We start from the raw sequence: 25,221 nt of genomic DNA on the forward strand, positions 1-25,221 counted from the left end.
TTGGACCGCATTGACTAGGTACAATTCCCTTTATGTCCGAAGAAGCCGTAACGACCCCGTCCCCATTTGTTCACCTGCGCGTACACTCCGAATTTTCGGTCGTGGACGGCATCGTGCGCATCCCCGACCTCATCAAGCGCGTGGCCAAGCTGGGCCAGCCCGCCGTCGCCTTGACGGATCTGTCGAACCTGTTCGGCCTGATCAAGTTCTACAAGGGCGCGCGCGGCGCCGGCATCAAGCCGATTGCCGGCTGCGATGTCTGGCTGTCCAACGACGACGACCCCGCCAAGCCTTTCCGCTTGCTGCTGCTGGTGCGCAACCACCAGGGCTACCTCAATCTTTGCGAACTGCTGACCAAAGCCTTCCTGACGAACCAGGGCAAGGGCCGCGCCGAGATCCGCCGCGAATGGCTGCAGGGGCAGGAGGGCCTGATTGCCCTGTCGGGCGGGCGCGGCGGCGACGTGGGCCAGGCGCTGGACGCGGGCAATGCCGTGTCGGCGCTGGCGCTGGCACGCCAGTGGGCGCACCTGTTCCCGGGCAGCTACTACATCGAGTTGCAGCGCGCCGGCATGGACGGCGACGAAGCCTACACCCAGGCCGCCATGCGCCTGGCGAGCGAGGCCGGCCTGCCGGTGGTGGCGACGCATCCGGTGCAATTCCTGGACGAATTCGAATTCCAGGCGCATGAGGCCCGCGTCTGCATCGCCGAAGGCGAAATCCTGGCCAACCCGCGCCGCGTGCGCCGGTTCAGCAAGGAGCAATACCTGCTCAGCTCCGAGGAAATGGCGCGGCGCTTCGCCGACGTGCCCTCGGCGCTGGCCAACACGGTGGAAATCGCCAAACGCTGCAACCTCAGCCTGGTGCTGGGCAAGCCGCGCTTGCCCAATTTCCCCACGCCGGACGGCGTGAGCCTGGACGACTACCTGGTCCAGCTGTCGGAAGAGGGCCTGGAAAAGCGCATGGCGTTCCTGTTCCCGGACGAGGCCGAACGCCAGTCCAAGCGCGAGCAGTACTACGAACGCCTGCGCTGGGAATGCAAGACCATCATCCAGATGGGCTTCCCCGGCTACTTCCTGATCGTGCAAGACTTCATCAACTGGGGTAAGAACAACGGCGTGCCGGTGGGTCCGGGCCGGGGTTCAGGCGCGGGCTCGCTGGTGGCCTATGCCCTGGGCATTACCGACCTGGATCCGATCCGCTACGACTTGCTGTTCGAGCGCTTCCTGAATCCCGAGCGGGTCTCCATGCCCGACTTCGATATCGACTTCTGCCAGGACAACCGCGAACGGGTCATCGACTACGTCAAGGAAAAGTACGGCCGAGCCGCCGTGAGCCAGATCGCGACCTTCGGCACGCTGGGCGCCAAGGCCGTGGTGCGCGACGCCGGCCGGGTGCTGGACATGCCGTACATGTTCTGCGACGGCCTGTCCAAGCTGATCCCGTTCAATCCGATGGATCCCTGGTCGCTCGAACGCACCCTGAAGGACGAGCCCGCCTTCAAGGACCGCTACGAGCAGGAAGAGGAAGTGCGCGCGCTGGTGGACCTGGCGCAGCCGCTGGAAGGCCTGACCCGCAACATCGGCATGCACGCCGGCGGCGTGCTCATCGCGCCGGGCAAGCTCACTGACTTCTGCCCGCTGTATTGCCAGCCCGGCCAGGAAAACAGCGCGGTTTCGCAGTTCGACAAGGACGACGTCGAGGCCGCCGGCCTGGTGAAGTTCGACTTCCTGGGCCTGCGCAACCTGACCATCCTGGATTGGGCCGTGCGCTACGTGCGCCAGTTCAACGAGGACAAGCGCGACTTCGACGTCATGGCCCTGGCGCTGGACGATCCGGCCGCCTACAAGATCCTGTGCGACGCCAACACGACCGCCGTGTTCCAGCTGGAATCGCGCGGCATGAAGGAACTGCTGAAGAAGCTGCGGCCCAACACCTTCGAAGACATCATCGCCATGCTGGCCCTGTATCGACCGGGGCCGCTGGAATCGGGCATGGTGGACGACTTCGTCAACCGCAAGCACGGCCGCGCCGCAGTGGATTATTTCCACGACGACCTGGAGAACACCCTCAAGAGCACCTACGGGGTCATCGTCTACCAGGAACAGGTGATGCTGATCTCGCAGATCATCGGCGGCTACTCGCTGGGCGGCGCCGACCTGCTGCGGCGCGCCATGGGCAAGAAAAAGCCCGAGGAAATGGCCAAGCACCGCGAATTGTTCGAGCAGGGCGCCAAGGAAAAGGGCCACGATCCGGACCTGGCGGTCAAGCTGTTCGACCTGATGGAGAAGTTCGCGGGCTACGGCTTCAACAAGTCGCACTCGGCTGCGTACGCGCTGATCTCGTACCAGACGGCCTGGCTCAAGGCCTACCATCCGACCGAGTTCCTGGCCGCGACCATGTCCTCGGACATGGACGACACCGACAAGGTCCAGATCTTCTGCCGCGACGCCCAGGACAACGGCGTCGAAGTGCTGCCGCCTGACGTCAATTTCTCGGGCTACCGCTTCGAGCCGGTCGCCGACAAGCACACTGAAAAGGGCAGGCCGCCGCGCACCATGCGCTATGGCCTGGGCGCCGTCAAAGGCACGGGGCAGGGCGCGGTCGAGGAAATCCTGCGCGCGCGCAAGGAAGCCGGCCCGTTCCAGAACCTGTTCGACTTCTGCCGCCGCGTCAATAAGCACGCCGTCAACCGGCGCACCATCGAAGCCCTGATCAAGGCCGGCGCGTTCGATACCATCGAGCCCAACCGGGCCGCGATGCTGGCTTCGGTGCCCACCGCCATGGAAGCCGCCGAGCAGGCGGCCCGCAGCGCCAACCAGGCCTCGCTCTTCGGCGACGACAGCGGCGACGTGGTGGCGGGCGAACTGGCCAAGGTCGCACCTTGGGACCTGCACAAGAAGCTGACGGAAGAAAAGTCCGCGCTGGGCTATTACTACAGCGGCCACCTGTTCGACGCTTGGCGCGACGAAGTGCGTCGCATCGTGCCGATGCAGCTGGTGCGGGTCGAGCCGCAGCGCGACCTGCAATGGATGTGCGGCGTGCTGGCCAGCGTGCGCGTCATGATGACCCGCCGCGGCAAGATGGTTTTCGCGGTGCTGGACGACGGCACCGCGCAGGTGGAAATCTCGGTCTTCAACGAGCTCTACGAAAAGCACCGCAACCGCCTGCGCGAGGACCAGCTCGTTATCGTCCAGGGCAAGGTCAGCAATGACGACTACTCCGGCGGCATGCGCATCGTCGCGGAACAGCTCTACGACCTGCAGCTGGCGCGCGAAGCCCGGGCCAAGTCCCTGCGCGTCAAGCTCAATGGCAGCGCCGACGCGGCGCGCCTGAGGCAGATGCTGAATCCGTTCCGGGCCGAACCCGAAAACGGCATTCCCGGCGTGCCGGTCGATATCGTCTATACCAAGAATAATTTCCTGTGCACGGTCCGCCTGGGCGAGGAGTGGCGCGTCCGCATGGCCGACACGCTGCTCGCCAACCTGAATGAATGGACCAAGCCGGATGGCGTGGAGGTCACCTATTGATGCCAATGCGTATCGTTCACTCGGAAGCCGCAACCAGCTTTGGCGGCCAGGAAGGCCGGATTTTCAAGGAGATGACCGCCATGCGCGCGCGCGGCCATCACATGGAAGCCATCTGCCAACCTAAGGCGCTCTTGGCTGAACGCCTGTCGGATGCCGGTTTTCCCGTGCACACCCTGGAAATGGATGGCGCGGTGAATTACCTGAAGGGCATCGCCACCATCCGTGGCATCCTGCGCGAAGGACGCTTCGACGTGCTCAATACCCACAGCCGGCGCGACACGGTCATCGCGGCCGCCGCCGGCCGTCTGGCGGGGACGCCGCTCATCGTGCGGACCCGGCACCTGTCCAACAAGGTGGGGTCGCTATGGTCCTACACCTGTCTGCCGCACAGGGTCACGACGGTCAGTGACCATGTGCGCCAACACCTCATCGACCGCGGCGTGCCTGCTGGCAAGGTAGCCACCGTCTATTCCCCCATCGTGCTGCCGCCGCCCGTGGAACGCTCCACGTTGCGCGAAGAACTCGGCCTGGCCGATGACGACATCGTGGTCGGCTGCGTGGCCGTCATGCGCGCCACCAAGGGCCACAAGGACCTGATCGACGCGATCGCGCCGCTGATGGCCAGCCGGCCCAAGCTGCACCTGGTGTTCGTCGGCGGCGGTTCGCCGGTGTTCGAGCAGACCCAGGCCTATGTGGCCGAACTGGGCCTGCAGGACCGCATCCATCTGATGGGCATGCGGCGCGACGTGCCCAACCTGCTGGCCGGCTTCGATCTCTTCGCGCTGGCCACGCAGCAGGAAGCGTCCGGCACCGTCTACGTCGAGGCGCAGGCCAGCGGCCTGCCCGTCATCGGCACGGACGTGGGCGGCGTGTCGGAAATGTTCCGCGACGGCGAAACCGGCATCCTGGTGCCGCCCAAGAACCCCGAGGCGCTCACCGCCGCCCTGGTGCGCCTGATTGACGACGCCGGTTTGCGGCGGAGCATGGGCGAGGCCGGCCGCAAGATGGTCTGGGACGAGGGCGTGTTCTCGCCCGCCCGCCTGGCGGAAACCACCGAAGCCGTCTATGCCAAATGGCTGGCGGAGCGCGCGGGATGAATGCACCCAACGTTCCGGTGCTGATGTATCACCACGTCACGCCGGCCGGCGGCATGATCGCCGCCACGCCCGATGTGTTCGAGGCGCAGATCTCGCGCCTGGCCCGCGCCGGCTACCAGTCCTTGTCGGCCGATCAGTTCGCGGCCTACCTCGCCGGCGCCGCCGCGCCCGAACGCTCGGTGCTGATCACCTTCGACGACGGCTACCTGAACAACTGGGTGCATGCGCACCCGGTGCTGGCGCGCCACGGCATGCGCGCGGTGCTGTTCACGATCACCGGCTGGATCGGCGACGGGCCGGTGCGCCCGCATGCGGGCCAGGGCGTCCCCTTGCCCGCCACGCCCGACCACGACGCTTGCAAGCAACTGGTGGCGGCGGGCCGGACCGACGAAGCCATGTTGCGCTGGAGCGAGATCGAGGCCATGCAGGCGGCAGGTACGTTCGAATTCCATTCCCACACGCATACCCATACCCGCTGGGACAAGGTCTGCGGCACGGACGTCGACGCCAAGCGCGCCCGCATCGCCCAGGAATTGCAGGATTCCCGCGAGACGCTGACAAGCCGCCTCGGCTCGGTCAGCGACCACCTCTGCTGGCCGCAAGGCTATTTCGACTCGGACTACGTGGCCGCGGCGCGGGCCGCCGGGTTCCGGCACTTGTACACTACCGACCCTTTCGGCCAGAACACCCCCGGCGCGGACCCCGAACACATCTATCGTTTCGCGGTGCGCAACCAGGGCGGCTCCTGGCTGAACCGGCGCATCTGGCTGTCGCGCGATCCCTTCTGGGGGCCGCGCTTTCATGCCTGGAAAGCCTGGAAAAAGCGTCTCAGGAATCGCGGATGAAGCTATCTGTCATCATCATCACCAAGAACGAGGCGGCCAACATCGCCGCCTGCCTCAAGTCCGTGGCGTTCGCCGATGAATTCATCGTGGTGGACTCGGGCAGCACCGACGGCACCGTCGAAGTCGCGCGCGCCCTGGGCGCGAGGGTTGAAGTCACCCCGGACTGGCCCGGCTTCGGGCCGCAGAAGAACCGCGCGCTGGATCTGGCCACGGGCGACTGGGTGCTGTCCATCGACGCCGACGAGCGCGTCACGCCGGAACTGGCCCAGGAAATCCAGGAAGCGCTGCGCGCGCCGCGCGCCGATGCCTACGAGATCGCGCGCCTGTCGAATTTCTGCGGCCGCGACATCCGTCACAGCGGCTGGTGGCCCGATTACGTGCTGCGCCTGTTCAAGCGCGGCACGGCGCGGTTCAACGACGTGGCCGTGCATGAACGCGTGGTGCCGGCCAATGGCAAGCCGCTGCAGATGCGCGGCTATTTCCACCACTATCCCTACGACAACCTGGATGTGCTGATCACCAAGGTCAACCGCTATTCGTCCGATGCCGCCGCCATGATGTACGCCAAGGGCCGGCGCACCTCGGTCTTCGGCGCGCTGGGCCATGGCTTCTGGACCTTTGTGCGGATCTACCTGATCCGGCGCGGCTTCCTGGACGGCAAGCACGGCCTGGTGCTGGCCGTCGTCGCCTCGGCCGGCAGCTTCTTCCGCTATTCGAAGCTGATGTTCCTGGCCGAGAAGAAGAAGTGAAGATCCTCTACACCAACTTCCACGGCGGTAACGGCGGCGGACACGTCACCTACATCATCAATCTGGCCAAGGCCCTGTCCAAGGACCACCAGATCACGATCGCGGCGCCGGCCACCAGCCGCCTGTACCGCTACGCCAAGGCGATTCCGGGCGTGACGGTGGAGGACATGCAATACACCACGCGGCCTTCGTCCTGGTTCAAGGACCGCGCGCAGTTGCGCCGGCTGATCAAGGCCGGCGGTTTCGACATCATCCACGCCAACGGCTCGGCCGACCACAAGCAGGTCATGCTGGCCACGCTGGGCATGCGCCGCCGCCCGCGCATCGTCTTCACCAAGCACAACGACCATCCGCTGGCGAGCCTCGGCCACAAGTTGCGGGTGGCGCTGGCCACCGACCATGCCATCGCGGTCAGCGACTACGTCCATGGCCTGATGCAGCAATCGCCGTATGGCAAGCGTCCCATCACCACCATCCGCCACGGCATCGACACCAATTTCTTCGCGCCGCCGCCGCCGGAAAGCCTGGACAAGCTGCGCGCCATCTTCTTCGGGCCCGACTGGCAGGGCAAGCTGCTGCTGGGCAGCGCGGGAGGCACCGACTACGACAAGGGCTGGCTGGACCTGGTGGCAGCGGTCGCCGCCTTGCCGCCGGAGGACCGCAAGCGCGTGCTGCTGATGGTGGCGGGCGATCCGCCCAACGAGGCCAAGCTCGCCCGGGTGCGCGAGTTGGGCATGATCGACCAGGTCCGTTTCCCCGGTCTGCTCGATGACGTACGGGCGGCGCTGGCGTCCTGCCATGCGGGTTTCGTGCTGTCCTACCGCGAAGCCCTGTCGTTCGCCTGCCGCGAGATCATGGGTTTGGGATTGCCCGCCCTGGTCAGCGACGCGGGCGGACTGCCCGAGAACGTCACCGATGGCGTCGACGGCTGGATCGTGCCCGCGCGCGACGTGCCCGCCATCACGGCCAAGCTGCGTTTCATGCTGGACCATCCCGATGCCGTGCGCGCCATGGGCGCCCAGGCACGGGAAACCAGCCTGCGGGACTTCAATCTGGAACGTTTCGCCGCCGCCACACTGGACGTATACCGACGCGCGCTGGGATAAGACCGGGCTTTATAATCTGTCCCTATGTCTATCCCCATACTCATGTACCACCAGATCGGCGAGCCCAATCCCAAGGGCACGCCGTTTCGCGGGCTGACGGTGCACCCCGACAGCTTTGCCCGGCAGATGCGCTGGATGCGCAGGCTGGGCTATCGCGGCCTGTCCATGCGCGACGTCATGCCCTATGTCCGTGGCGAACGCCAGGGCAAGGTATTCGGCATTACGTTCGACGACGGCTATCGCAACGTGCACCACAACGCCATGCCGGTGCTGAACGAACTGGGTTTTACCGCCACCAACTATTTCGTGGCGCACCAGTTCGACGGCGGCAATGTGTGGGATCTGGAAAAGGGTATTCCGTTTTCGGCGTTGATGACCGTGAACGAAATGCGGGAATGGGCGCAGGCCGGCCACGAAGTCGGCTCGCACACGCTGGACCATGTGCACCTGCCCCAGATGTCGCCCGACGAGGCCCGCCGCCAGATCGTCCAGTCCAAGGACGAGCTGGAACAGGCGCTGGGGGCGCCGGTCACCGCCTTCTGCTATCCCTATGGCGACCACGGTCCCGAACACCGCGCCATGGCGCGCGAAGCCGGCTACGACAACGCCACGCTGACCCAGCGCGGCCTGGCCGCGGCCTCGGATGATCCCTACGGGCTGCCGCGGGTCACGGTGTCGCGCTCCACCAACATCATCCGCTTCCTGCAGAAGTGCCTGACCCGGTATGAAGACTCCCGCCGGCGCGGTTGAACGGCGGCTGCGCATCGCGCTGCTGGTCGACCGCTTCGGCAATCGCTTTGGCGGCGCCGAAGCCTATGGCGTGGAACTGATGCGGGTGCTCGGACAGCGCCATGACGTATCCATCGTGGCGCGCGACTTCGACAGCGACCTGCCGTTTCCCTTCCTGCCCGTGCGTTTTCCGGGCTGGCTGCCCAGCTGGATGCGCGTGCTGTACTTCGCCTGGCGCGCCGACCGGCTGACCCGCGGCCGCTATGACATCGTGCATTCCCACATGAATGGCTGGGCCGGCGAAATCCAGGTCATGCACGTGACGCCGGTGCGCTACAACCGGCTGACCCGCGTCAAGCCGTTGCAGCGCCTGACCGCTTGGCTCTCCCCACGGCTGGCCACCTATCTGCTGCTGGAAAAGCTGCGCGTGCGCCAGGCGCCCGCAAGGCGCGTGGTGGCGGTGTCAGGACTGATCATGGACCAGCTGCACCGCAGCTACGGTCCGCAGCTGCCGGTGGACATCATCGCGCCCGGGGTCAAGCTGCCGACCGCGGCGCAAATGGAAGGCCGCGAGGCCACCCGCGCCAGCCTGGGCTGGGGCGCGGATACCATCGGCTGTCTACTGGTCGCCCGCAATCCCTTGCGCAAGGGATTGCCGGCGCTATTGGACGCGCTGGCGCAACTGCCGCCGCAGTACCGGCTGCTGGTCGTGGGCGCGGACGAACCTACCCGCGAACGCGTGCGCGCGGCAGGCGCCATCGCCAGCCGCGTCACCCTGATCGATCCCACGCCCGACGTCGCCCGCTACTTCAGCGCCGCCGACATCTACGCGCATCCGACGCTGAACGACAGCTACGGCATGGCGCCGCTGGAAGCCATGTCGCACGGACTGCCGGTCGTGGTGAGTTCGCCCGCATACTGCGGCTTCGCGCAGTACCTGTCGGCGGGCAAGGACGCGCTCATCCTGCAGGATCCGCGCGACGGCGCCCAACTGGCGCAGGCGCTGGAGCGGCTGGGCTCCGAACCCGTGTTGCGGGCGGCACTGGCCGAACGCGGCCTTGAGATTGCGCGCGAGCAAAGCTGGGAAACGGTGGCGGCGCGCTATGAGGCGCTGTACCGCCAGGTGCTGCAAGAGCGCAGCTGAGAGCTGGGTCGAGCTGGCGCGTGGCCCGGCTCAATGGCCGGGCGCCGTCGCCTGTTCGAGTTCACCCAGCCAGTGGATCGCGTGGTCGCGGTCGGCGCCGCACATCTCGGCCTGAGGCTGCAGCCCGCCGCAGAAATCCGGGCGCGACGGCTGGCCGAAAATCGCGCAGCGCATGTCAGGCAGCAGCTGGATACAGGGTACGCCGGCGGGTTTGCCCTGCGGCATGCCGGGTATAGGCCGGGTGATTGACGGCGCGATGCAACAGGCGCCGCAGCCGGGCCGGCATTCCAGCGCGGCGGGCGCCTGCGGATTCAGACCCATCCGCGCAGCCAATAGATGAACAGGCCGGCGTATTCCTTGAGGATGGAACGGCTGGCGTCATAGGCCCGCTGATTCGGGATCCACAGGGGCACGGAGCCGTCGGCAGGCTCCACGATCTGCGGTGGCGCGGGGGCGGCTATCGCCTCCACGCCCTGCTTGGAAAAGGCCGCCATCGCGCGCGGCATATGCAACGCGGAAGTCACCAGCAGCACCTTGCCGATGCCGCGCGCCTTGAGTTGATCCTCGGTCAAGGCCGCGTTCTCATACGTGGTGCGGCTGGAGTTTTCCAGGATGAGCGCCGTGTCCGGCACGCCCTGCTGGCGGATGGCGTGCGCCATGCCGCGGGCTTCGCTGACGTCGCCTTCCAGCGCGCCGCCCGACAGCAGCACCTTGGGAGCGCGTCCGGCCAGATAAAGCTGCGCCGCCGTGTCGATCCGGACCACGGCGGTTTCCTTGTCATACGGCAGGAACCAGTTGGCGCGCCCGTTGGCGGTGTTGCCACCCAGTACCACGATGGCGTCGGCGGTCGGGGATTCCGCTGGCGGCAGATGCGGATAACGGTGTTCCAACGCGCCGCCGGCCCAGATCGACGTCGCGGGTAGAGACCAGGCCAGCGACCACAAAAGACCGGCGACGATGAGCGAACCGCCGGTCTTGCGGAACCGGAACAGACCCAACACCAGTCCGATGGCTACCAGGGTCAGGCTCAAGTTGTAAGGAATGATCAGATTTGTGAGATAGCTGGACAAGGGCATCTTGAAAAAAATCCTGATTACTACGTCTCGTCCAGCAGGAGGCGGGCTTGCTGTTCCACCTCCTCGCCGGACGGCCATGCATGCTCCGTGCCTACGCAGACGGCGCGTGGCGACCACGGGCCGGTGCGTCCCGGACGCGTGACGCCGAACAGCGTCAGTTCGCTGGCGTTGGCGGCTGCGGCGACGTGCGAGACACCAGAATCGTTACAAATCACCAGCGCCGCCCGCGCCGTCAACGCTGCGAATGCGCCCAGGGACAGGGGAGGCAGCAGCAGCGCCGTAGGGGCATTGCGCCGCGCCTCCTCGGTTTCGGCCGGAGGAGGGCACATTACCACGGTATGACCGCGGGCCTGCAAGGCCCGGGTTAGTGTATCGAATCCCGACCACACCTTGATCTTGCCCTTGTGCAGGCCCGTGGCCGTCGGCGCGATCAGCACGAAACGTTGGCCTGCCAGCCCGGCGGCTTCCAGCGCCAGATCGGCGGCGCTCTGGTGGGCGGACGTCAGCGGCAGGTCCAGGGTGGGACCGGGTTCGGCCGGGCCGCTGGGCAGGCCCCAGCGCGTCAGGGCCTCGCGGGTCAGGTGATGCCAGGACTGGACCGCATGCAGCGTGTCGTTGGGTTTGGCGAAGGGCCAGCGCAACAGGAAGCTGCGCCCGTCGTCGCGATAGCCGGCCGACGGCAGTCCGGCCAGCCGGAATACCAGCGCGCTGGACAGCGAGTCCGGTAGCAGCAAGCCGCGGGCGCGACGCCCCTGGGTGCCCAGGCTGCGCCGGTGGGCGCTGACCGCGGCCCGGTCCGGGCCGACCTTGCCGCGCATGGGGATGAAATCCTGCTTGGCCACGCCGTCCAGCAGGTCGCGGGCCCAGGGGCGGGCGCAGATCACCAGGGGCAGGCCGCTGGCGTGCAAGGCGCGCAGGCTGGGCAGGCTCATGCAAACATCGCCCACCCAATTGGGTAACCGGACGTACAAGCAGCTGATATCGGACATGGAAGGGCGCTGGGCGCGTTAAGGCTGAAGGGGACATGGCCCGGGCGGCGACTTGTCGCGCAGCCGGTACAATTCTGGCCACAATTGTATAAAAGCGAGTGATTCCTTTGAATTCTGCCGCACGCAACGCGCCCGCGAGTTCCCAACCTGTCAAAGCCGAACTCTGGAGTCGGATCTACAGCCGCGTGGGCTCCTACTGGAAGGGATTGTTGCTTGCCGTCCTGCTGATGGCCGGCGCGGCCGCCACGCAGCCCGTCCTGGCAGTCATCATGAAGCCCTTGCTGGACGGCGGCTTTTCGGGCGCCAAGCCATACTACGTCTGGGCGTTGCCGCTGGCGGTGGTCGGCCTGATCCTGCTGCGCGGCATCTGCAACTTCTTCAGCGATTACCTGCTGGCCTGGGTCGCCAACAACGTCCTGCTGGGCATGCGCAAGGATATGTTCGAGCGCCTTCTGGGCCTGCCCGACGCCGACTTCAAGCAGGGCGACACCGGTCGCCTGCTCAATCGCTTCACCATCGATGCTGGCAACGTCACCGGCTACGCCACCGACGTCATCACCGTGCTGGTGCGTGAAACCCTGGTCGTCGTCGCGCTGATCTGCGTGCTGCTGTACATGTCCTGGGTGCTGACGCTGATCATCCTGATCATGCTGCCGGTGTCGGTGCTGATCTCGCGCTTCTTCATCAAGCGCCTGCGCCGCATCAATCGCGAAACCGTCAACATGAACGCCGAACTGACCCGCGTGGTCGGCGAAGGCATCGACGGCCAGCGCGTCATCAAGCTGTTCGACGGCTATGAAGTCGAACGCGGCCGTTTCGATTTCGTCAGCCGCCGCCTGCGCCGCTTCGCCATGCGCACGGCCACGGCGGACGCCGCCCTGACGCCGCTGACCCAGGTCTGCATTTCCATCTCGGTGGGCGCGGTCATCGCCGTGGCGCTCAGCCAGGCCAACCACGGCGCCTTGACCGTGGGCAGCTTCGCGTCCTTCATGGCGGCGCTTGCCCAGATTTTCGACCCCATCAAGCGCCTGACCAACGTCGCCGCCCGCATGCAGAAGATGCTGGTGTCGGCCGAAAGCGTGTTCACGCTGATCGACCAAGTACCCGAAAACGATACCGGCACCAAGGAACTGGCCGAGCCCGTGCGCGGCAAGGTGGAATTCCGCAGCGTCTCGCATCGGTTCCCCGATGCCGACCGCGATACCGTCAATGGCATTTCCTTCACAGTGGAACCCGGCCAGACCGTGGCCCTGGTAGGACGCTCGGGCAGCGGCAAGACCACTCTGGTCAACATGCTGCCGCGCTTCGTGCTGGCCGATAGCGGCTCCATCCTGGTGGACGACACGCCGATCGACGAACTGACGCTGCGCAGCCTGCGCTCGCACCTGTCGCTGGTGAGTCAGGACGTGGTGCTGTTCGACGACACCATCGCAGCCAACGTCGGCTACGGCGCGCTGGGCAAGTCGAGCGAACAGAAGGTGCGCGATGCGCTGGCGGCCGCCAATCTGCTGGAGTTCGTCGAAGGCTTGCCGCAAGGGCTCAATACGCCGGTGGGCGAAAACGCCGCCCGCCTGTCCGGCGGCCAGCGCCAGCGCCTTGCGATCGCCCGCGCGCTGATCAAGAACGCGCCCATCCTGATCCTGGACGAAGCCACTTCCGCACTCGACAACGAATCCGAGCGTCAGGTCCAGGCCTCGCTGGAGCGCCTGATGAAGGGCCGGACCACGCTGGTCATCGCCCACCGCCTGTCCACCGTGCAAAACGCCGACCGCATCATCGTGCTGGATGCCGGCAAGATCGTCGAGCAAGGCCCGCACGCCGAGCTGCTGGCCGCCAACGGCCTGTACGCCTCGCTCTACAAGATGCAATTCCGCGACGATTGATCCAGTCAACCGCCTGTCCCGGGCGGTTGTTCGTTCCTGTCGCATTTCCGGATTGCCAAGCGCCCGGATTGCCGGAAAATGGAGCCGGGCCTGCCGGCAGGCCCGGCTCCCGCCCGCTGCGGGCGGAGCGGCGCCCCGAGGCGCTTTGGTCCGCCGTGCATCTGGAGCGTCCCATGTCCCTGCCTGCCGAAGGCAATCAGCTAGTCAATGTCGTCGTCCTGCTGGGGGCTGCGGTCGTCGCGGTTCCGCTGTTCAAGCGCCTGGGGTTGGGGTCCGTCCTGGGATACCTGGCCGCCGGCCTGGTGATCGGGCCCTTCGGCCTCGGCTTGTTCTCCGATCCCAAATCCATCCTGCACGTAGCCGAATTGGGCGTGGTGATGTTCCTGTTCATCATCGGCCTGGAAATGCAGCCCTCCCGGTTGTGGAAGCTGCGCGGCGAGATCTTCGGCCTGGGCGTCGCGCAGGTGCTGGCCTGCGGCGGGCTGCTGACGGCGGTGGGCCTGCTGGCGGGGCTGTCGGGCCCGGCGGCTTTCATGGCCGCGATGGGCTTCGTGCTGTCGTCCACGGCCATCGTCATGCAGATACTGGGCGAGCGCGGCGACACCGCCAGCGCGCAGGGCCAGCGCATCGTCTCGATCTTGCTGCTGGAAGACCTGGCCATCGTGCCGCTGCTGGCCCTGGCCACCCTGCTGGCGCCGGCCGACACTTCCAGCCGTGGCGATCCGTGGGTTCAGTCGGCCATCGCGGTGGCCTGCATCCTCGCATTGCTGGCCGCCGGCCGTTGGCTGCTCAATCCGCTGTTCCGGTTATTGGCCGCCGCACATGCGCGCGAGGTCATGACGGCCGCCGCATTGCTGGTGGTGCTGGGCGCGGCGCTGCTGATGGAACTGGGCGGCCTGTCCATGGCGATGGGCGCTTTCCTCGCGGGCGTGCTGCTGTCCGAGTCTACCTTCCGCCATCAGTTGGAAGCCGAAGTCGAGCCGTTCCGCGGCATATTGCTGGGCCTGTTCTTCCTGGGCGTGGGCATGTCGCTGGACCTGTCGGCGGTGGCGCGCGAATGGCCGCTGATCCTGGCCGCGGTGGTGGTGTTCATGCTGGTGAAATCGGTGGGCGTGTACGTGGTGGCGCGAGTGCTGCGCGCGACCCACGCCGAGGCCATGACGCGCGCGGCCCTGTTGGCGCAGGGCGGTGAATTCGCCTTCGTGCTGTACGGGGCGGCCGCCGCCGCCGGCATCTTCGATGCCCACACCGGCGCCGTGCTGACTGCGGTCGTCATCATTTCCATGGCGCTCACGCCCTTGTGCGTGCTGGCGTTGCGCTGGCTCCTGCCCAAGCCGCAGCCCTCAATGGAAGACGTGGATGTGGCCAAGGATCTGGAGGGCTGTGCGCTCATCGTGGGCTTTGGCCGTTTCGGCCAGATCGTGACCCAGGCGATGCTGGCCCGCGAGCTGACGGTCTCCATCCTGGATACCGACACCGATGCGATCCGGGCAGCGGCCAAATGGGGCGTCAAGGTCTATTACGGCGACGGCACGCGCATCGACATGCTGCGCACCGCCGGCGCGGAAAATGCCTGCGCCATCCTGATCTGCATCGACGATCCGAAGGCGGTCAACCACATGGTCAAGCTGATCAAGGCCGAATTCCCGCTGGTGCGGGTGGTGGTGCGCGCCTATGACCGCATCCATTCGTTGGCGCTGGCCAAGGAAGGGGTCGACTATCAGGTGCGCGAAACCCTGGAGTCGGCGCTGGCCTTCGGCGAGGCCGCGCTGCGCGTGATCGGAGTGCCTCCTGATGAAGCCGCCGAGGTGGTGCAGGATGTGCGCCGGCGCGACACCGAGCGTTTCGACCTGGAGGTGGCGGGCGGCCTGTTCGCCGGCCGCTCGTTGCTTTACGGCAATATGACCAGCGCCCCGGACGGCCGCAACGACCAGCCCGACCGGGAAACCGAGAGGGCGGCCAGCCCGATCGCGTAACCGACTATTTCCATATCGTTGCATTACTTTTCGCATCATGTCATGCGCAGGCGCTGGCGGCTGAGGTAGATTTATCCGCACTGACTCTTCATCCACGACGAGCATTTGCCAGGGGGCTGCCATGCTGCAATCGGATCGGATTTCCACGACGCCGCACGCTGTTGGAGTAGAACTGGCCCGGCGGCAGGCCCGGACCCTGCGCTGCGGATTTTCGGCGGGCTCGATGCGCCAGCTGGTGTCGCATACGGGCGGAGCGGGCCCGGCATGGTCCATCGGCGCGCACCGCGAAGCCGACAGGGCCAGAGGCGCCAAGGCCTTTCCCTTCCGCATTGCGGCGGTCGCGGCGACTTGAGGAAGCCGTCGCGCAGAAGGCGCCATGCGGGCGTTGCTCGGGTTTTTTTAGGGGCGGATCTTGCGCGGCATGTCCGGCGGCGGCATCATCTGCGGCGTAAATCTCTGCCGGAGTGATCCGCGTCCCCCGGACGTCCCCGGCGTAGGAGCGCCGTATTGAAGTCTCGCGGGTTTGTGCAACGCGCCCTGTATGCGTTGGGGGTGCTCGTCGCAATCGGCATCTGCGCGGCCGCGGTCGCGCTGCTCTGGATCGACCGCCGCGCCACCTGGGAGGCCGCCCACGCTTCGGCGCGCAACATTACCGGCGTGCTTTCCGCGGACATCAGCCGCACCCTGCATGTCTACGACCTGTCGCTACAGGGCATGGCCGAACGCCTGCGCGAACCGGGCCTGGCTCAGCTGGCTCCTGAAACCCAGCGCCGTTTCCTGTTCGACCGGCCATCCACCGCCGAATACCTGGGCGCCGTCGTGGTGCTGGATAAGAACGGCGATATCCGTTACCACTCCGGGGACCTGGATACGCCGGATGTGAGTTTCGCCGACCGGGATTTCTTCCAGGTGCACCGCGATGCCGATGACGTCGGCATGTATGTCAGCAAGCCCTACCGCAGCCGCCTGCGCGGTGGCGACGAGAGCATCGCCGTCAGCCGGCGCCTTTCCAATCCGGACGGCAGCTTCGCCGGCGTGGTGGGCGGTTCGCTGCGCCTGGCGTATTTCCGCGACCGCTTTGCCGAGCTGTCGATCGGCGAGCGCGACGAGATCAGCGTCTTCCGCAACGACGGTCTGGTGCTGCTGCGCGCCCCATATTCCCGGAGCGACCTGGGCAGCGACATCGGCATGGCGCTGGATTTCCAGCAGTTCCTGATCCGCCGCGAAGGCTCGTTCGTTGGGGAGCTGTCGCCGGACGGCGTGAACCGCTACTACACCTTCGCCAGCATCGAGGACACGCCGCTCATCATCGACGTGGCCATGGACGTGGATGAGCTGATGGAGCCCTGGGACCGCCGCGCGTTCTTCATCATCCCCGTGACCACGGCGCTGCTGCTGTCGGTCGTGGCGCTGATCGTGCTGTTCAGGCGCGAGATGACCCTGCGCAAGGCGGTCGAGACGCAGCTGGCTATACAGGCGCGCACGGATGGGCTCACTGGCCTGGCCAACCGGCGCGCGTTCGAAGAAGCGCTGGAACGCGAATGGCAGAATGCGCGCCGAGAGCGCGTGCCGCTGTCGCTGCTGTTCCTGGATGCCGACCATTTCAAGCGCTACAACGACCGCTACGGCCATCAACAGGGAGATCAACTGCTGGCGGCGCTGGCGCGAGTGCTCAAGAAAAAGGCCCGGCGACCCCGCGATCTGGCGGCGCGCTATGGCGGCGAGGAATTCGTCGTGTTGCTGCCCAATACCAGCCGCCAACGCGCCGCGGAGATTGCGGAAGGCATCAGGCGGGCGGTTGCCGCCCTGAAGGTGCCGCATGCAGACGCCGCCGCCGGTATCGTCACCATCAGCGTCGGGGTCGCAACGGCGGTGCCGCAGGCCGACGACGCGGTCGCCAGCCTGGTAGAGGCGGCCGATGCGGCCGTCTACCAGGCCAAGGAGTCCGGCCGCAATCGCGTGGCAGTGGCCGGGACCTGAGCTGGCGCCGCATTAAAAAACCCCGCCGCGCTCATCGCGCGGCGGGGTTTTTTTAAGCGCCGCGTGGCTTAGCGGCCGACCATGACGGCCTGCATGCGCGTTTGCGCCTGCTGCACGTTCTTGGCTTGCGCGTTCAGGTCCTGCAGCAGCTTGTTCAGCTCGGTCTGCACGGCGGGATCCTGGACCTTGACGATGGGACCGGAAATATCGATCTGCGCGGCGTGCGCGGCGACGTAATCGGCGATCTTCAGGCTGCTGTCGAAGGTCGCGTTCAGCTGCGGCAGCACGTCGCGGAAGGTATCGGCCGGCAGGCTCACGGTCTTCTCGTAGGCCTTGTCGTACACCGCCTTCAGGTCTTCCGGCTGCTTGAGCTGAGCGCGCGCGGCGTCAGCCTTGGCCTGCTGTTCCTTCAGCGCCACGCCCATTTCATTGAGCGAGGCTTGCACGGCCTTGAGGTCGTCGCGACGCGTCACGATATCGTTCAGCGAACGCATGGAGCCCTTCTGCATGATGCCCGACAAAGGCTTCACCGAAGCATCCATGCCCGCATTGAAGTCGGTGATCACCGCATATTGCGCGGCGTAGTCGCCGAAGGACTTCTTCTCTTCATCCGTCAACTGCGGGACGCGCACGCCGGGCTTGTCGACGATGCGGGTCTGCAGGAACTGCGTGAACGCTGCACGCTGTTCGGGTTCCTTGTTGCCGCAAGCGGCCAGCATCAACGGCAGCGCTGCGGCCAATACCAGGAACGGACGGAAAAGGGACTTCATCGCATCGAACTCCTAAAAGCGAAAGAAAGAAATTTTCAGGGTATACCCTGAAGGCGCCCGCAGCTTATCGGGTCGTCCTCGTTGCCGCCATCGCTTTCAGAATTGTTTGCAATCGAATCTTTAAGACACAAAATTCACACATAATGAAGTGAAGTTGCGTCCGCCACCTGTTACGCGTGCGCGCGCGTTTCCGTGTTTCCGCTATTCCTGGACGGCGATTTCCCGCAATGCCGCAGTCAGCAGTTCCGCGGACCTCGACAGCGAGCGGCCCGCGCGCCGCAGGATCCCGATGTGCCGATATAACGGCGGGCTGCTGATCGAAACGCAACGCAGGCGGTTGGTATCGCCTTCGCGGGCAGCCAATTCAGAAAGAATGGCGACGCCCAGTCCCTGTGCCGCCATCGCCAGCACGGTCGAGTTGTAGACGACCTCATAGGCCGCCGGCAGCGAGATTTTCAACTTGTCGGCCGCCGCCTCGATGTGCGTGCGGATGCTGCTCTCCCGCACCGGCAATATCAACGGATGCTCGGCCAGATCCTTGAGCGTCACGGTGTCCGGCGCAGCCCAGGGATAGTCATGCGCCATGTAGGCGCAAAAGCGGTCGGTCACCAGTTCCTCCCAGACCAGCTCCTGATCGCGCTTGATCGGACTGCCGATCCCAAAATCGACCTCGCCGCTGCGGGTCATGTCGTTGACGCGCGAGGCCACGGTGTCCCGCACGCAGACGGTGATCCGCGGGTAGTCGCGGTTCAGTCTGTGGATCGCTTGCGGCAACAGGCCGGCGGCCAGGGAGGGCAGCACGGCAACGGTCACCGTGCCGCGTTCACGATCGCTGGTGTCGCGGGCCTGGGTCACCAGGTCTTCGATTTCAGCCACCAGTTTCTCGATGCGCGGATAGAGCTCCTGGCCCCGTGGCGTCAAGCTGACGCTGCGGTGGTTGCGATCGAACAGCCGCGTACGCAGATGGGACTCGAGCTGCTGGATCTGTATGGTCAGCGCCGACTGGGAAATATTCAGTTCGTGAGCCGTCCTGGTGAAGTTGCCTAAACGCGCGATCGTGAGGAAAGCGCGTAACTGCTTGAGATCACTCAACATTATCGAAACTCCGGTTCAAGGCGCGAGGGCTCTACGATCGTTTTTTTTGAAAAGAATGTTCCGTTATTTGAATTTTACGAATCGCATGCCGCTGAGTATATTGCCTATCGAACGCCTGGCTCAAAAAGGCGGCAAATAAATAAATGAGACAAAGAGGGAGGGCTCCGCATGGCCGGGTATTGTGCCTCACACCAGAGGCTTCAATCGCTGCAGCGAATAATGGATTCGATAAATGCTGCGGCTGAAAAGTGCGCCGGACTGTTTCTTATAGGAATGGTCCTGGCTATTTCAATTTCTGTATTTGTACGGCTGCTTTACACCTACACCGGCATTCCATTTTCCACGCCCTGGGCGGAAGAACTGGGCCGTTTCATGATGGTCGGCAGCGTCTTCATTGGCGGCGCGGTCGCGACTTACCGCCTGCGCCTGATCGGCGTCGACGCCTTCATCGGCATGGTGCCGGAGTCGGTCGCGCGCTGGCTGCGTGTTGTTGCCCATATCCTGACCTTGATGCTGGCCGTGCTGCTGGCCTGGAAGTCGATCAGATTGATCGAACTCGGCATGAGGCAGACCTCGCCCGCGATGGAAATGCCCATGGCGTACATCTATGTGTTCATGTTCATCGGTTGCGTGCTGATGAGCCTGAATACCTTCGCGCACGTCATCAAGGAATTGATGAGCGTTGAAGCATCGCAGCAGGGCGGCGAGACGGAAAGAGCCGCCGCCGCCATGCAAAATAGTGAAGGAGGGGCGCTGTGATCCCGGTCCTGTTTTTATCGTTTACTGCGATCCTGATAATCGGCGCGCCCATCGTCACCGCGCTGGGCATGTCCGCCGCGTTCGCCCTGCAGGCGGGCGACCGTTCGCTGCTGATCGTGGCGCAGATGGCGTTCCAGTCGCTCGATTCGTTCAGCCTGATGGCCGTGCCATTCTTCATCCTGGCCGGGCATCTGATGTCCTCGGGCGGCGTCGCTGCCAGGCTGGTGCAACTGGCCAATGCCTTCGTCGGCTGGATCCGCGGCGGGCTGGGCGCGGTCGCGGTGCTGACCTCGCTGCTATTTGCGACGGTTTCCGGCTCCTCGTCCGCAACGACCGCCGCGATCGGCTCCGTGCTGATCCCGGAAATGGAAAAGAAGGGCTACCCCAGGTCGTTCGCGGCTTCCATTGCCGCATCCTCCGGCGAGCTGGGGGCGATCATCCCGCCCTCGATTCCCATGATCGTGTATGCCCTGACGGCGAACGTGTCGGTCGGCTCGCTGTTTCTCGCGGGCATCCTGCCGGGTCTGCTGATCACCGTGTCGCTGATCCTCACGGTCTGCCTGGTTGCCCGTTTCCAGGGCTTTGACGAAGTCACTGCGGTGAGCTTCACCGCATGGCTGAAGGGTGTGCTGGTCGCCCTGAAGGACGCGACGCTGGCGCTGATGATGCCGGTAATCATCCTGGGCGGGATCTACGGCGGCTTGTTTACCGCGACCGAGGCTTCCTGCATCGCCGTGCTGTACGGGCTTGCGCTCGGGCTGTTCGTCTACAAGGAAATTACGGTCAAGGATCTGCTCGGCATTTTCGCGCGCTCCGCGGTGATGTCCTCCATCATCCTGCTGATCGTGGCGTTCGCGGCCGTGTTCGCCTACCTGCTGACGATCAATCAGGTGCCGCAGCAGGTCGCCGCGATGCTCGGCTCGGTGACGACCAATCCGATCGTGTTCCTGTTGCTGGTGAACGTCATGCTGTTCCTGGTCGGCATGTTCATCGAGGCGCTGGCGGCGATCCTGATTATCGTGCCCATCCTGGCGCCCATCAGCGTGGCTTTCGGCATCGATCCCATCCACTTCGGCATGATCGTCATCACCAACCTGGCGGTCGGCATGGTGACGCCTCCGGTCGGTGTGAACCTGTTCGTGGTGTGTGAAGTCGCCCAATTGAAAATGCACCAGTTGGCGAAGTATCTGGTCATCTTCCTCGCCGTCCTGGTGCTCGACGTCCTGATTATTTCTTACGTGCCCGCCATTAGTACCTTTTTCTTATAAAAACTAGATCGGCTGCCCGAGGACAGTGTCTTCCGGGCGGCTGGAAAACCGAGGAGATGGAAGTGAAGCTATTCAAGAAGATGTTTGGCGCCGGCGTCCTGAGCGCCCTCATGTTTTCTGCGCCGTCGCACGCGTTGAACATGGACGTCGGGCATACGCTCACGACGGACAGCCCTTTTCACGTGGGAGCGCAGAAATTCGCCGAAGTGCTGAAGGCGAAATCGAACGGGAAGATCACGATTTCCGTGTTCCCGCATTCGCAGCTGGGCGGCGAACTGACCATGATCCAGGGTGCGGTAGCGGGTGCTACCGACCTGGTCATCACGGGCCAGCCGACACTGAATGGCATCGTCAAGGAATTCCTGGTCTTTGATTCGCCGTTCCTGTTCGACAGCGTCGATCAGGCCAATCAGATCCTCAACGGGCCGGCCGGCGACAAATTCATGGAAGTCCTGCCCAAATACGGCCTGGTTGGCTTGGGCTGGTTTTCAGCGATCGAACGCAACGTCTTCGGCAACCGGCCCGTCAATTCGGCCGAAGACCTGAAAGGCATGAAGATCCGCGTCATCCAGTCGCCGGGTTACGTGGAAAGCTACAAGGCCCTGGGGGCGCAAGCCACTCCCATGGCGTACTCGGAGCTGTATCTGGCCCTGCAACAGAAAGTGCTCGATGGCGGCGAGACGACGCCGGACCAGTTCGTCTCGGATAAATTCATCGAAGTCTCCAAGTACTTCAACATGACGCACGTGAACATCCATCCGGCGCTGCTGCTCATGTCCAAGGACCGCTGGGACCGCTTCTCGCCCGCGGAACAGAAAATGATCAAGGAGTCGGCGGACGAGGCCATGGCCTACGCGCGCGACTATTACAAGAAGGTCTACGACGAGGGTATGAAAACGATGCAGGCAAGGGGCGTGTCCATTGTCTATCCCAGCAATCTCGATTCGCTGGTGCAGGCCACGCGGCCGGTCGTGAAAAAGCTCGTCGGCGAAGCCCCCAACGGGCAGGCGCTCTACGACGCCGTGATCGCCGCCAAGCAGAAACAGTAACCGGCGCAAACGACATCGGCCCCGGCGCTTTCATACTCAAGAGAAACTGGACAGATTGATGACACCCTTCAACCAACCCGAAAACCTGCGCGTGCTGATTACCGGAGCGGCCGGCAACATCGGCCTTTGCCTGCGTACTCACTTGCGCGGCCGCTATGCCTTGCTGCGCCTGGCGGACATTGCGCCGCAGGAACCGGCGCAAGCCGGCGAGGAAATCTGCACGATGGACGTCCGGGACATCGAGTCCCTGGAACGCTGCATGGAGGGTATTGATTGCGTCATCCATCTGGCCGGCATACCCGGCGCCGATGTCTGGGAAAAAATCCTGCCGATGAATATCGAGGGCTGCTACAACGTATTCGAGGCGGCCCGGCGCCAGAACGTGCGCCGGGTGGTGTTCGCCAGCTCGAACCACGCTATCGGCTATCACCGCCGGGAAAAATTCCTCGATGACACCGTGCAGCCCCGTCCCGACTCGCTGTATGGCGTCTCGAAGGTGTTCGGCGAGGGCCTGGGCCGGATGTATGCCGACAAGTACGGCATGTCTGTCGCCTGCCTGCGGATCGGGACGTTCCGTTCGCCCGACCGCCCGAGCGAGGCCCGCCAGCTGTTGACCTGGATCAGCCACCGCGACATGGCGCAACTGGCAGCGCGCTGCGTCGAGCATGCGTCCTACCATTTCACGGTGGTCTACGGGGTGTCGAACAACCTGCGCAACCGCTGGGACAATTCCAACGCGAAATTCCTGGGCTACGCGCCGCAGGACGATTCCGAAGTGTTCGCCCCGGAAATCCTGGCTCAGAACATCCCCGAGGATCCCATCGCGGCCCAGTTCCACGGGGGCTTTTATTGCCCCCTGGAATTCGTCGGGACCACGGACAGGATTTCCTGAAATCAGACCAGGATGATGTCGTACTGCTCTTGAGAGTACGCGCCTTCCACTTCCAGCGAAATGCGCTTGCCCACGAAGTCGCCCAGCATCGCCAGATGCTGGCTTTCTTCTTCCAGGAACAGGTCAACCACCTCTTGCGAGGCGAGGATGCGGAATTCCTTGGGATTGAATTGCCGCGCCTCGCGCAGGATCTCGCGCAGGATTTCATAGCAGACGGTACGCGGCGTACGCACGTTGCCGCGCGCCTCGCACATGGGGCAGGGCTCGCATAGCTGATGCGCCAGCGAGTCGCGGGTGCGCTTGCGCGTCATTTCCACCAGCCCCAGTTGTGTAAAGCCGTTGACCGTCATGCGGGTGCGGTCGCGCGCCAGCGCCTTCTTCAGTTCGGCCAACACCGTTTCGCGGTGCTCCTGTTCCTCCATGTCGATGAAGTCCAGGATGACGATGCCGCCCAGGTTGCGCAGCCGCAGCTGGCGCGCAATGGCCTGGGCCGCTTCCAGGTTGGTCTTGAAGATGGTGTCGTCGAAATTGCGGCCGCCCACGAAGCCGCCGGTATTGACGTCGACCGTGGTCAGCGCCTCGGTCTGGTCGATGATGAGATAGCCGCCCGACTTCAGGTCCACTCGTCGAGAGAGCGCCCGGGCAATCTCATCGTCCACATTGGCGGTGTCGAACAGGGGGCGCTCCCCGCTGTAGTGCTGGATGCGGCCCACGACCGAGGGCGTATAGATGCGCGCCCATTCCAGCATCGCGGCACTGGTCGTGCGGGAATCCACAAGAATGGTTCCGGTGTTCGGGCCCACCATGTCGCGCAGCACGCGCTGCGCCAGGGTCAGATCCTGGTGCAGCAGGGCGGGGGCCGGCTGGGTGCGCGCCGCCGCCTGGACGCTGGTCCACAATTTACGCAGATACTCCAGATCGGCCATCAGCTCCTCGTCATTGGCGCCTTCGGCCTGCGTGCGGACGATGAAGCCGCCTTTTTCCTCTGCCGGCATCAAGGCTTGCAGGCGTTCGCGTAGCTGGATGCGTTCGGATTCGTCGTCGATCTTCTGCGAAATGCCGATATGCGGATCGTGCGGCAGGTAAACCAGCATCCGGCCCGCCATGCTGATCTGGGTGGAAAGTCGTGCGCCCTTGGTGCCCAGGGGATCCTTGACCACCTGAACCATGATGGTCTGTCCCTCGAACAGCAGCTTTTCGATCGGGGTGGGAGTCAGCCCCTGGCTTCTTTCACCCCGGTTCTCGCGCAGGTCCGCGATGTGGATGAAAGCCGCGCGCTCCAGTCCGATATCGATGAAAGCGCTCTGCATGCCCGGCAGTACACGGACGACACGCCCCAGATAGATATTGCCGACATGGCCCCGCTGGATGCTGCGTTCTACGTGCAGCTCCTGTACCGACCCTTGTTCCACCAGCGCAACGCGGGTTTCGAAGGGGGTGACATTGATCAGGATATCTTCGCTCAGGGCGATGGCTGGGGGCATAGCGTGTTCGTCTCCAGTAAGGTGCGGCGTACAGGCGAATAGTAAACGTAGGGCAAGGCGGACAAGACAACTATCTATATGGGGCAACCGCGGGAATCACCACTATATATAGGGGAGGCGGCCGGGGCAGCCGCTGAACAAGCATGGGGACGGCCTTTTTGCGCCGCGCGAAAAAACTGTGCTATAGTCTCGCTCCTTCGCAGTTCGGACAGTTTTGAACCGCGAGGCCAAGCAAGCACAACAGGTCGGGCAAGAGATTCGAGCCAGGTCTGCCGCAAAGCAGTCAGAAATGAACGCCCTGCGGTTATTGCAAGGATTGCAGCAAGTTAGGCAAAAGCCAGTTGCACAATCTGCAAAAATCGTGTTATAGTCTTGGGCTTGGCAGTTGCCGAAAACTTAGGGTTAACCCTAATATTTCGATAGCTGCTAAGAGAGGCAGACCTGAAGAGGTCGCAAGCAAGAAAGCGAAGCGCAGTATGTGACGCCGACTTGACAAGCGAAAAAAACTTCTTCATAATCTCGTTTCTCTGCTGCAAGCAACGCGGCGCCAGCGAAAGCGGCTTAGCGAAGCGAGCAGGCAGTAAGTAGTACAGAATTTAGTAGTACCGCTCTTTAACAATTAAACAACCGATAAGTGTGGGCGCTTGATGCGAGTGCATAGTGGCTTCGGTCACAAGCACAATGAAATCAAGTGCTCACTAGAAGTGAAGTACCTTAGATGTCAAGTCTAAGCACATACCTCACTTCCTTTGAGTAGCGACGTATGACTCGACCCTTTCGGGGGTTAAGAAATACGAAACAAA

20 protein-coding genes are annotated in these 25,221 nt (G+C 64.3%); 14 read left to right on the top strand and 6 right to left on the bottom strand.

The genetic code is table 11. The annotated features are described in order from the left end of the window. Positions 1-32 precede the first annotated feature (32 nt). The 7 genes from dnaE to IB258_RS24380 are packed head-to-tail and all read left to right on the top strand — an operon-like array spanning position 33 to position 9,197. Positions 33-3,527, top strand: coding sequence for a DNA polymerase III subunit alpha (gene dnaE, locus IB258_RS24350; RefSeq protein WP_054451173.1), 3,495 nt, complete (start codon positions 33-35; stop codon positions 3,525-3,527). Then, entirely contained in the window at positions 3,524-4,624 is a 1,101-nt protein-coding gene (locus IB258_RS24355) for a glycosyltransferase family 4 protein (RefSeq protein ID WP_054451174.1), read from the top strand. Before dnaE ends, IB258_RS24355 begins: the two co-directional genes overlap by 4 nt. Further along, positions 4,621-5,469: a polysaccharide deacetylase family protein gene (locus IB258_RS24360; protein WP_192353310.1), complete on the top strand. Its 849-nt coding sequence runs from the start codon at positions 4,621-4,623 to the stop codon at positions 5,467-5,469. Before IB258_RS24355 ends, IB258_RS24360 begins: the two co-directional genes overlap by 4 nt. Continuing rightward, positions 5,466-6,218: a glycosyltransferase family 2 protein gene (locus tag IB258_RS24365; RefSeq protein WP_192353311.1), complete on the top strand. Its 753-nt coding sequence runs from the start codon at positions 5,466-5,468 to the stop codon at positions 6,216-6,218. The genes IB258_RS24360 and IB258_RS24365 overlap by 4 nt, the downstream gene beginning before the upstream one ends. Next, positions 6,215-7,324, top strand: coding sequence for a glycosyltransferase (locus tag IB258_RS24370; RefSeq protein WP_125473435.1), 1,110 nt, complete (start codon positions 6,215-6,217; stop codon positions 7,322-7,324). Before IB258_RS24365 ends, IB258_RS24370 begins: the two co-directional genes overlap by 4 nt. A gap of 24 nt (positions 7,325-7,348) precedes the next feature. Further along, positions 7,349-8,074 (top strand): polysaccharide deacetylase family protein, encoded by a 726-nt coding sequence (locus tag IB258_RS24375; protein ID WP_119449142.1) that lies wholly within the window; start codon positions 7,349-7,351, stop codon positions 8,072-8,074. Further along, a complete protein-coding gene (locus tag IB258_RS24380; protein ID WP_054451179.1) occupies positions 8,049-9,197 on the top strand; it encodes a glycosyltransferase family 4 protein in 1,149 nt (382 codons plus the stop codon). The genes IB258_RS24375 and IB258_RS24380 overlap by 26 nt, the downstream gene beginning before the upstream one ends. Positions 9,198-9,227: 30 nt before the next feature. On the opposite strand, the gene IB258_RS24385 is transcribed toward IB258_RS24380, so the two are convergent. Genes IB258_RS24385 through IB258_RS24395 form a run of 3 tightly spaced genes read right to left on the bottom strand, consistent with a single transcriptional unit; the run spans position 9,228 to position 11,262 of the window. Further along, a complete protein-coding gene (locus tag IB258_RS24385; protein WP_119449143.1) occupies positions 9,228-9,518 on the bottom strand; it encodes a YkgJ family cysteine cluster protein in 291 nt (96 codons plus the stop codon). Next, complete coding sequence (locus IB258_RS24390; RefSeq protein WP_054451181.1) at positions 9,509-10,273, bottom strand: YdcF family protein; 765 nt, start codon at positions 10,271-10,273, stop codon at positions 9,509-9,511. Before IB258_RS24390 ends, IB258_RS24385 begins: the two co-directional genes overlap by 10 nt. A gap of 20 nt (positions 10,274-10,293) precedes the next feature. Then, the gene (locus IB258_RS24395) at positions 10,294-11,262 is read right to left on the bottom strand and encodes a glycosyltransferase family 9 protein (RefSeq protein WP_192353312.1); all 969 of its coding nucleotides are present in this window, start codon (positions 11,260-11,262) and stop codon (positions 10,294-10,296) included. A gap of 107 nt (positions 11,263-11,369) precedes the next feature. On the opposite strand from IB258_RS24395, the gene msbA reads away from it, so the two are divergent. From msbA to IB258_RS24410, 3 genes are all read left to right on the top strand, one after another. Next, positions 11,370-13,145, top strand: a complete 1,776-nt coding sequence (gene msbA / locus IB258_RS24400) for a lipid A export permease/ATP-binding protein MsbA (RefSeq protein ID WP_054451341.1) — start codon at positions 11,370-11,372, stop codon at positions 13,143-13,145. Positions 13,146-13,318: 173 nt separating this feature from the next. Beyond that, entirely contained in the window at positions 13,319-15,121 is a 1,803-nt protein-coding gene (locus tag IB258_RS24405) for a monovalent cation:proton antiporter-2 (CPA2) family protein (RefSeq protein WP_175162657.1), read from the top strand. Positions 15,122-15,628: 507 nt separating this feature from the next. Next, positions 15,629-17,101 carry a sensor domain-containing diguanylate cyclase gene (locus IB258_RS24410; RefSeq protein ID WP_192353313.1) on the top strand — a complete coding sequence of 491 codons (1,473 nt, stop codon included), beginning with the start codon at positions 15,629-15,631 and terminating at the stop codon, positions 17,099-17,101. Between the two features lie 68 nt (positions 17,102-17,169). On the opposite strand, the gene IB258_RS24415 is transcribed toward IB258_RS24410, so the two are convergent. Both IB258_RS24415 and IB258_RS24420 read right to left on the bottom strand, forming a co-directional pair. Beyond that, on the bottom strand, positions 17,170-17,871 hold the full coding sequence (locus IB258_RS24415) for a DUF3053 domain-containing protein (RefSeq protein WP_119449148.1): 702 nt from the start codon (positions 17,869-17,871) through the stop codon (positions 17,170-17,172). Between the two features lie 201 nt (positions 17,872-18,072). After that, entirely contained in the window at positions 18,073-18,966 is an 894-nt protein-coding gene (locus IB258_RS24420) for a LysR family transcriptional regulator (protein ID WP_119449149.1), read from the bottom strand. A gap of 219 nt (positions 18,967-19,185) precedes the next feature. Between IB258_RS24420 and IB258_RS24425 the strand changes: the two genes are divergently transcribed. From IB258_RS24425 to IB258_RS24440, 4 genes are read left to right on the top strand one after another with little or no spacing between them, the layout of a single operon-like run. Then, complete coding sequence (locus tag IB258_RS24425) at positions 19,186-19,725, top strand: TRAP transporter small permease (RefSeq protein ID WP_225589142.1); 540 nt, start codon at positions 19,186-19,188, stop codon at positions 19,723-19,725. Next, positions 19,722-20,993, top strand: coding sequence for a TRAP transporter large permease (locus IB258_RS24430; RefSeq protein ID WP_082400714.1), 1,272 nt, complete (start codon positions 19,722-19,724; stop codon positions 20,991-20,993). The genes IB258_RS24425 and IB258_RS24430 overlap by 4 nt, the downstream gene beginning before the upstream one ends. A 56-nt stretch (positions 20,994-21,049) precedes the next feature. Then, positions 21,050-22,042 (top strand): TRAP transporter substrate-binding protein, encoded by a 993-nt coding sequence (locus tag IB258_RS24435; RefSeq protein WP_054451189.1) that lies wholly within the window; start codon positions 21,050-21,052, stop codon positions 22,040-22,042. Between the two features lie 58 nt (positions 22,043-22,100). Next, the gene (locus tag IB258_RS24440; protein ID WP_192353314.1) at positions 22,101-22,934 is read left to right on the top strand and encodes an NAD(P)-dependent oxidoreductase; all 834 of its coding nucleotides are present in this window, start codon (positions 22,101-22,103) and stop codon (positions 22,932-22,934) included. A gap of 2 nt (positions 22,935-22,936) precedes the next feature. Here the strand turns inward: IB258_RS24440 and rng are convergent, their stop codons facing one another. Further along, complete coding sequence (gene rng, locus IB258_RS24445; RefSeq protein WP_192330110.1) at positions 22,937-24,400, bottom strand: ribonuclease G; 1,464 nt, start codon at positions 24,398-24,400, stop codon at positions 22,937-22,939. Between the last annotated feature and the right edge of the window lie 821 nt (positions 24,401-25,221).

Source organism: Achromobacter sp. ACM02, from assembly GCF_014851605.1.
In the GTDB taxonomy this organism is placed as follows: domain Bacteria; phylum Pseudomonadota; class Gammaproteobacteria; order Burkholderiales; family Burkholderiaceae_B; genus Achromobacter; species Achromobacter aegrifaciens.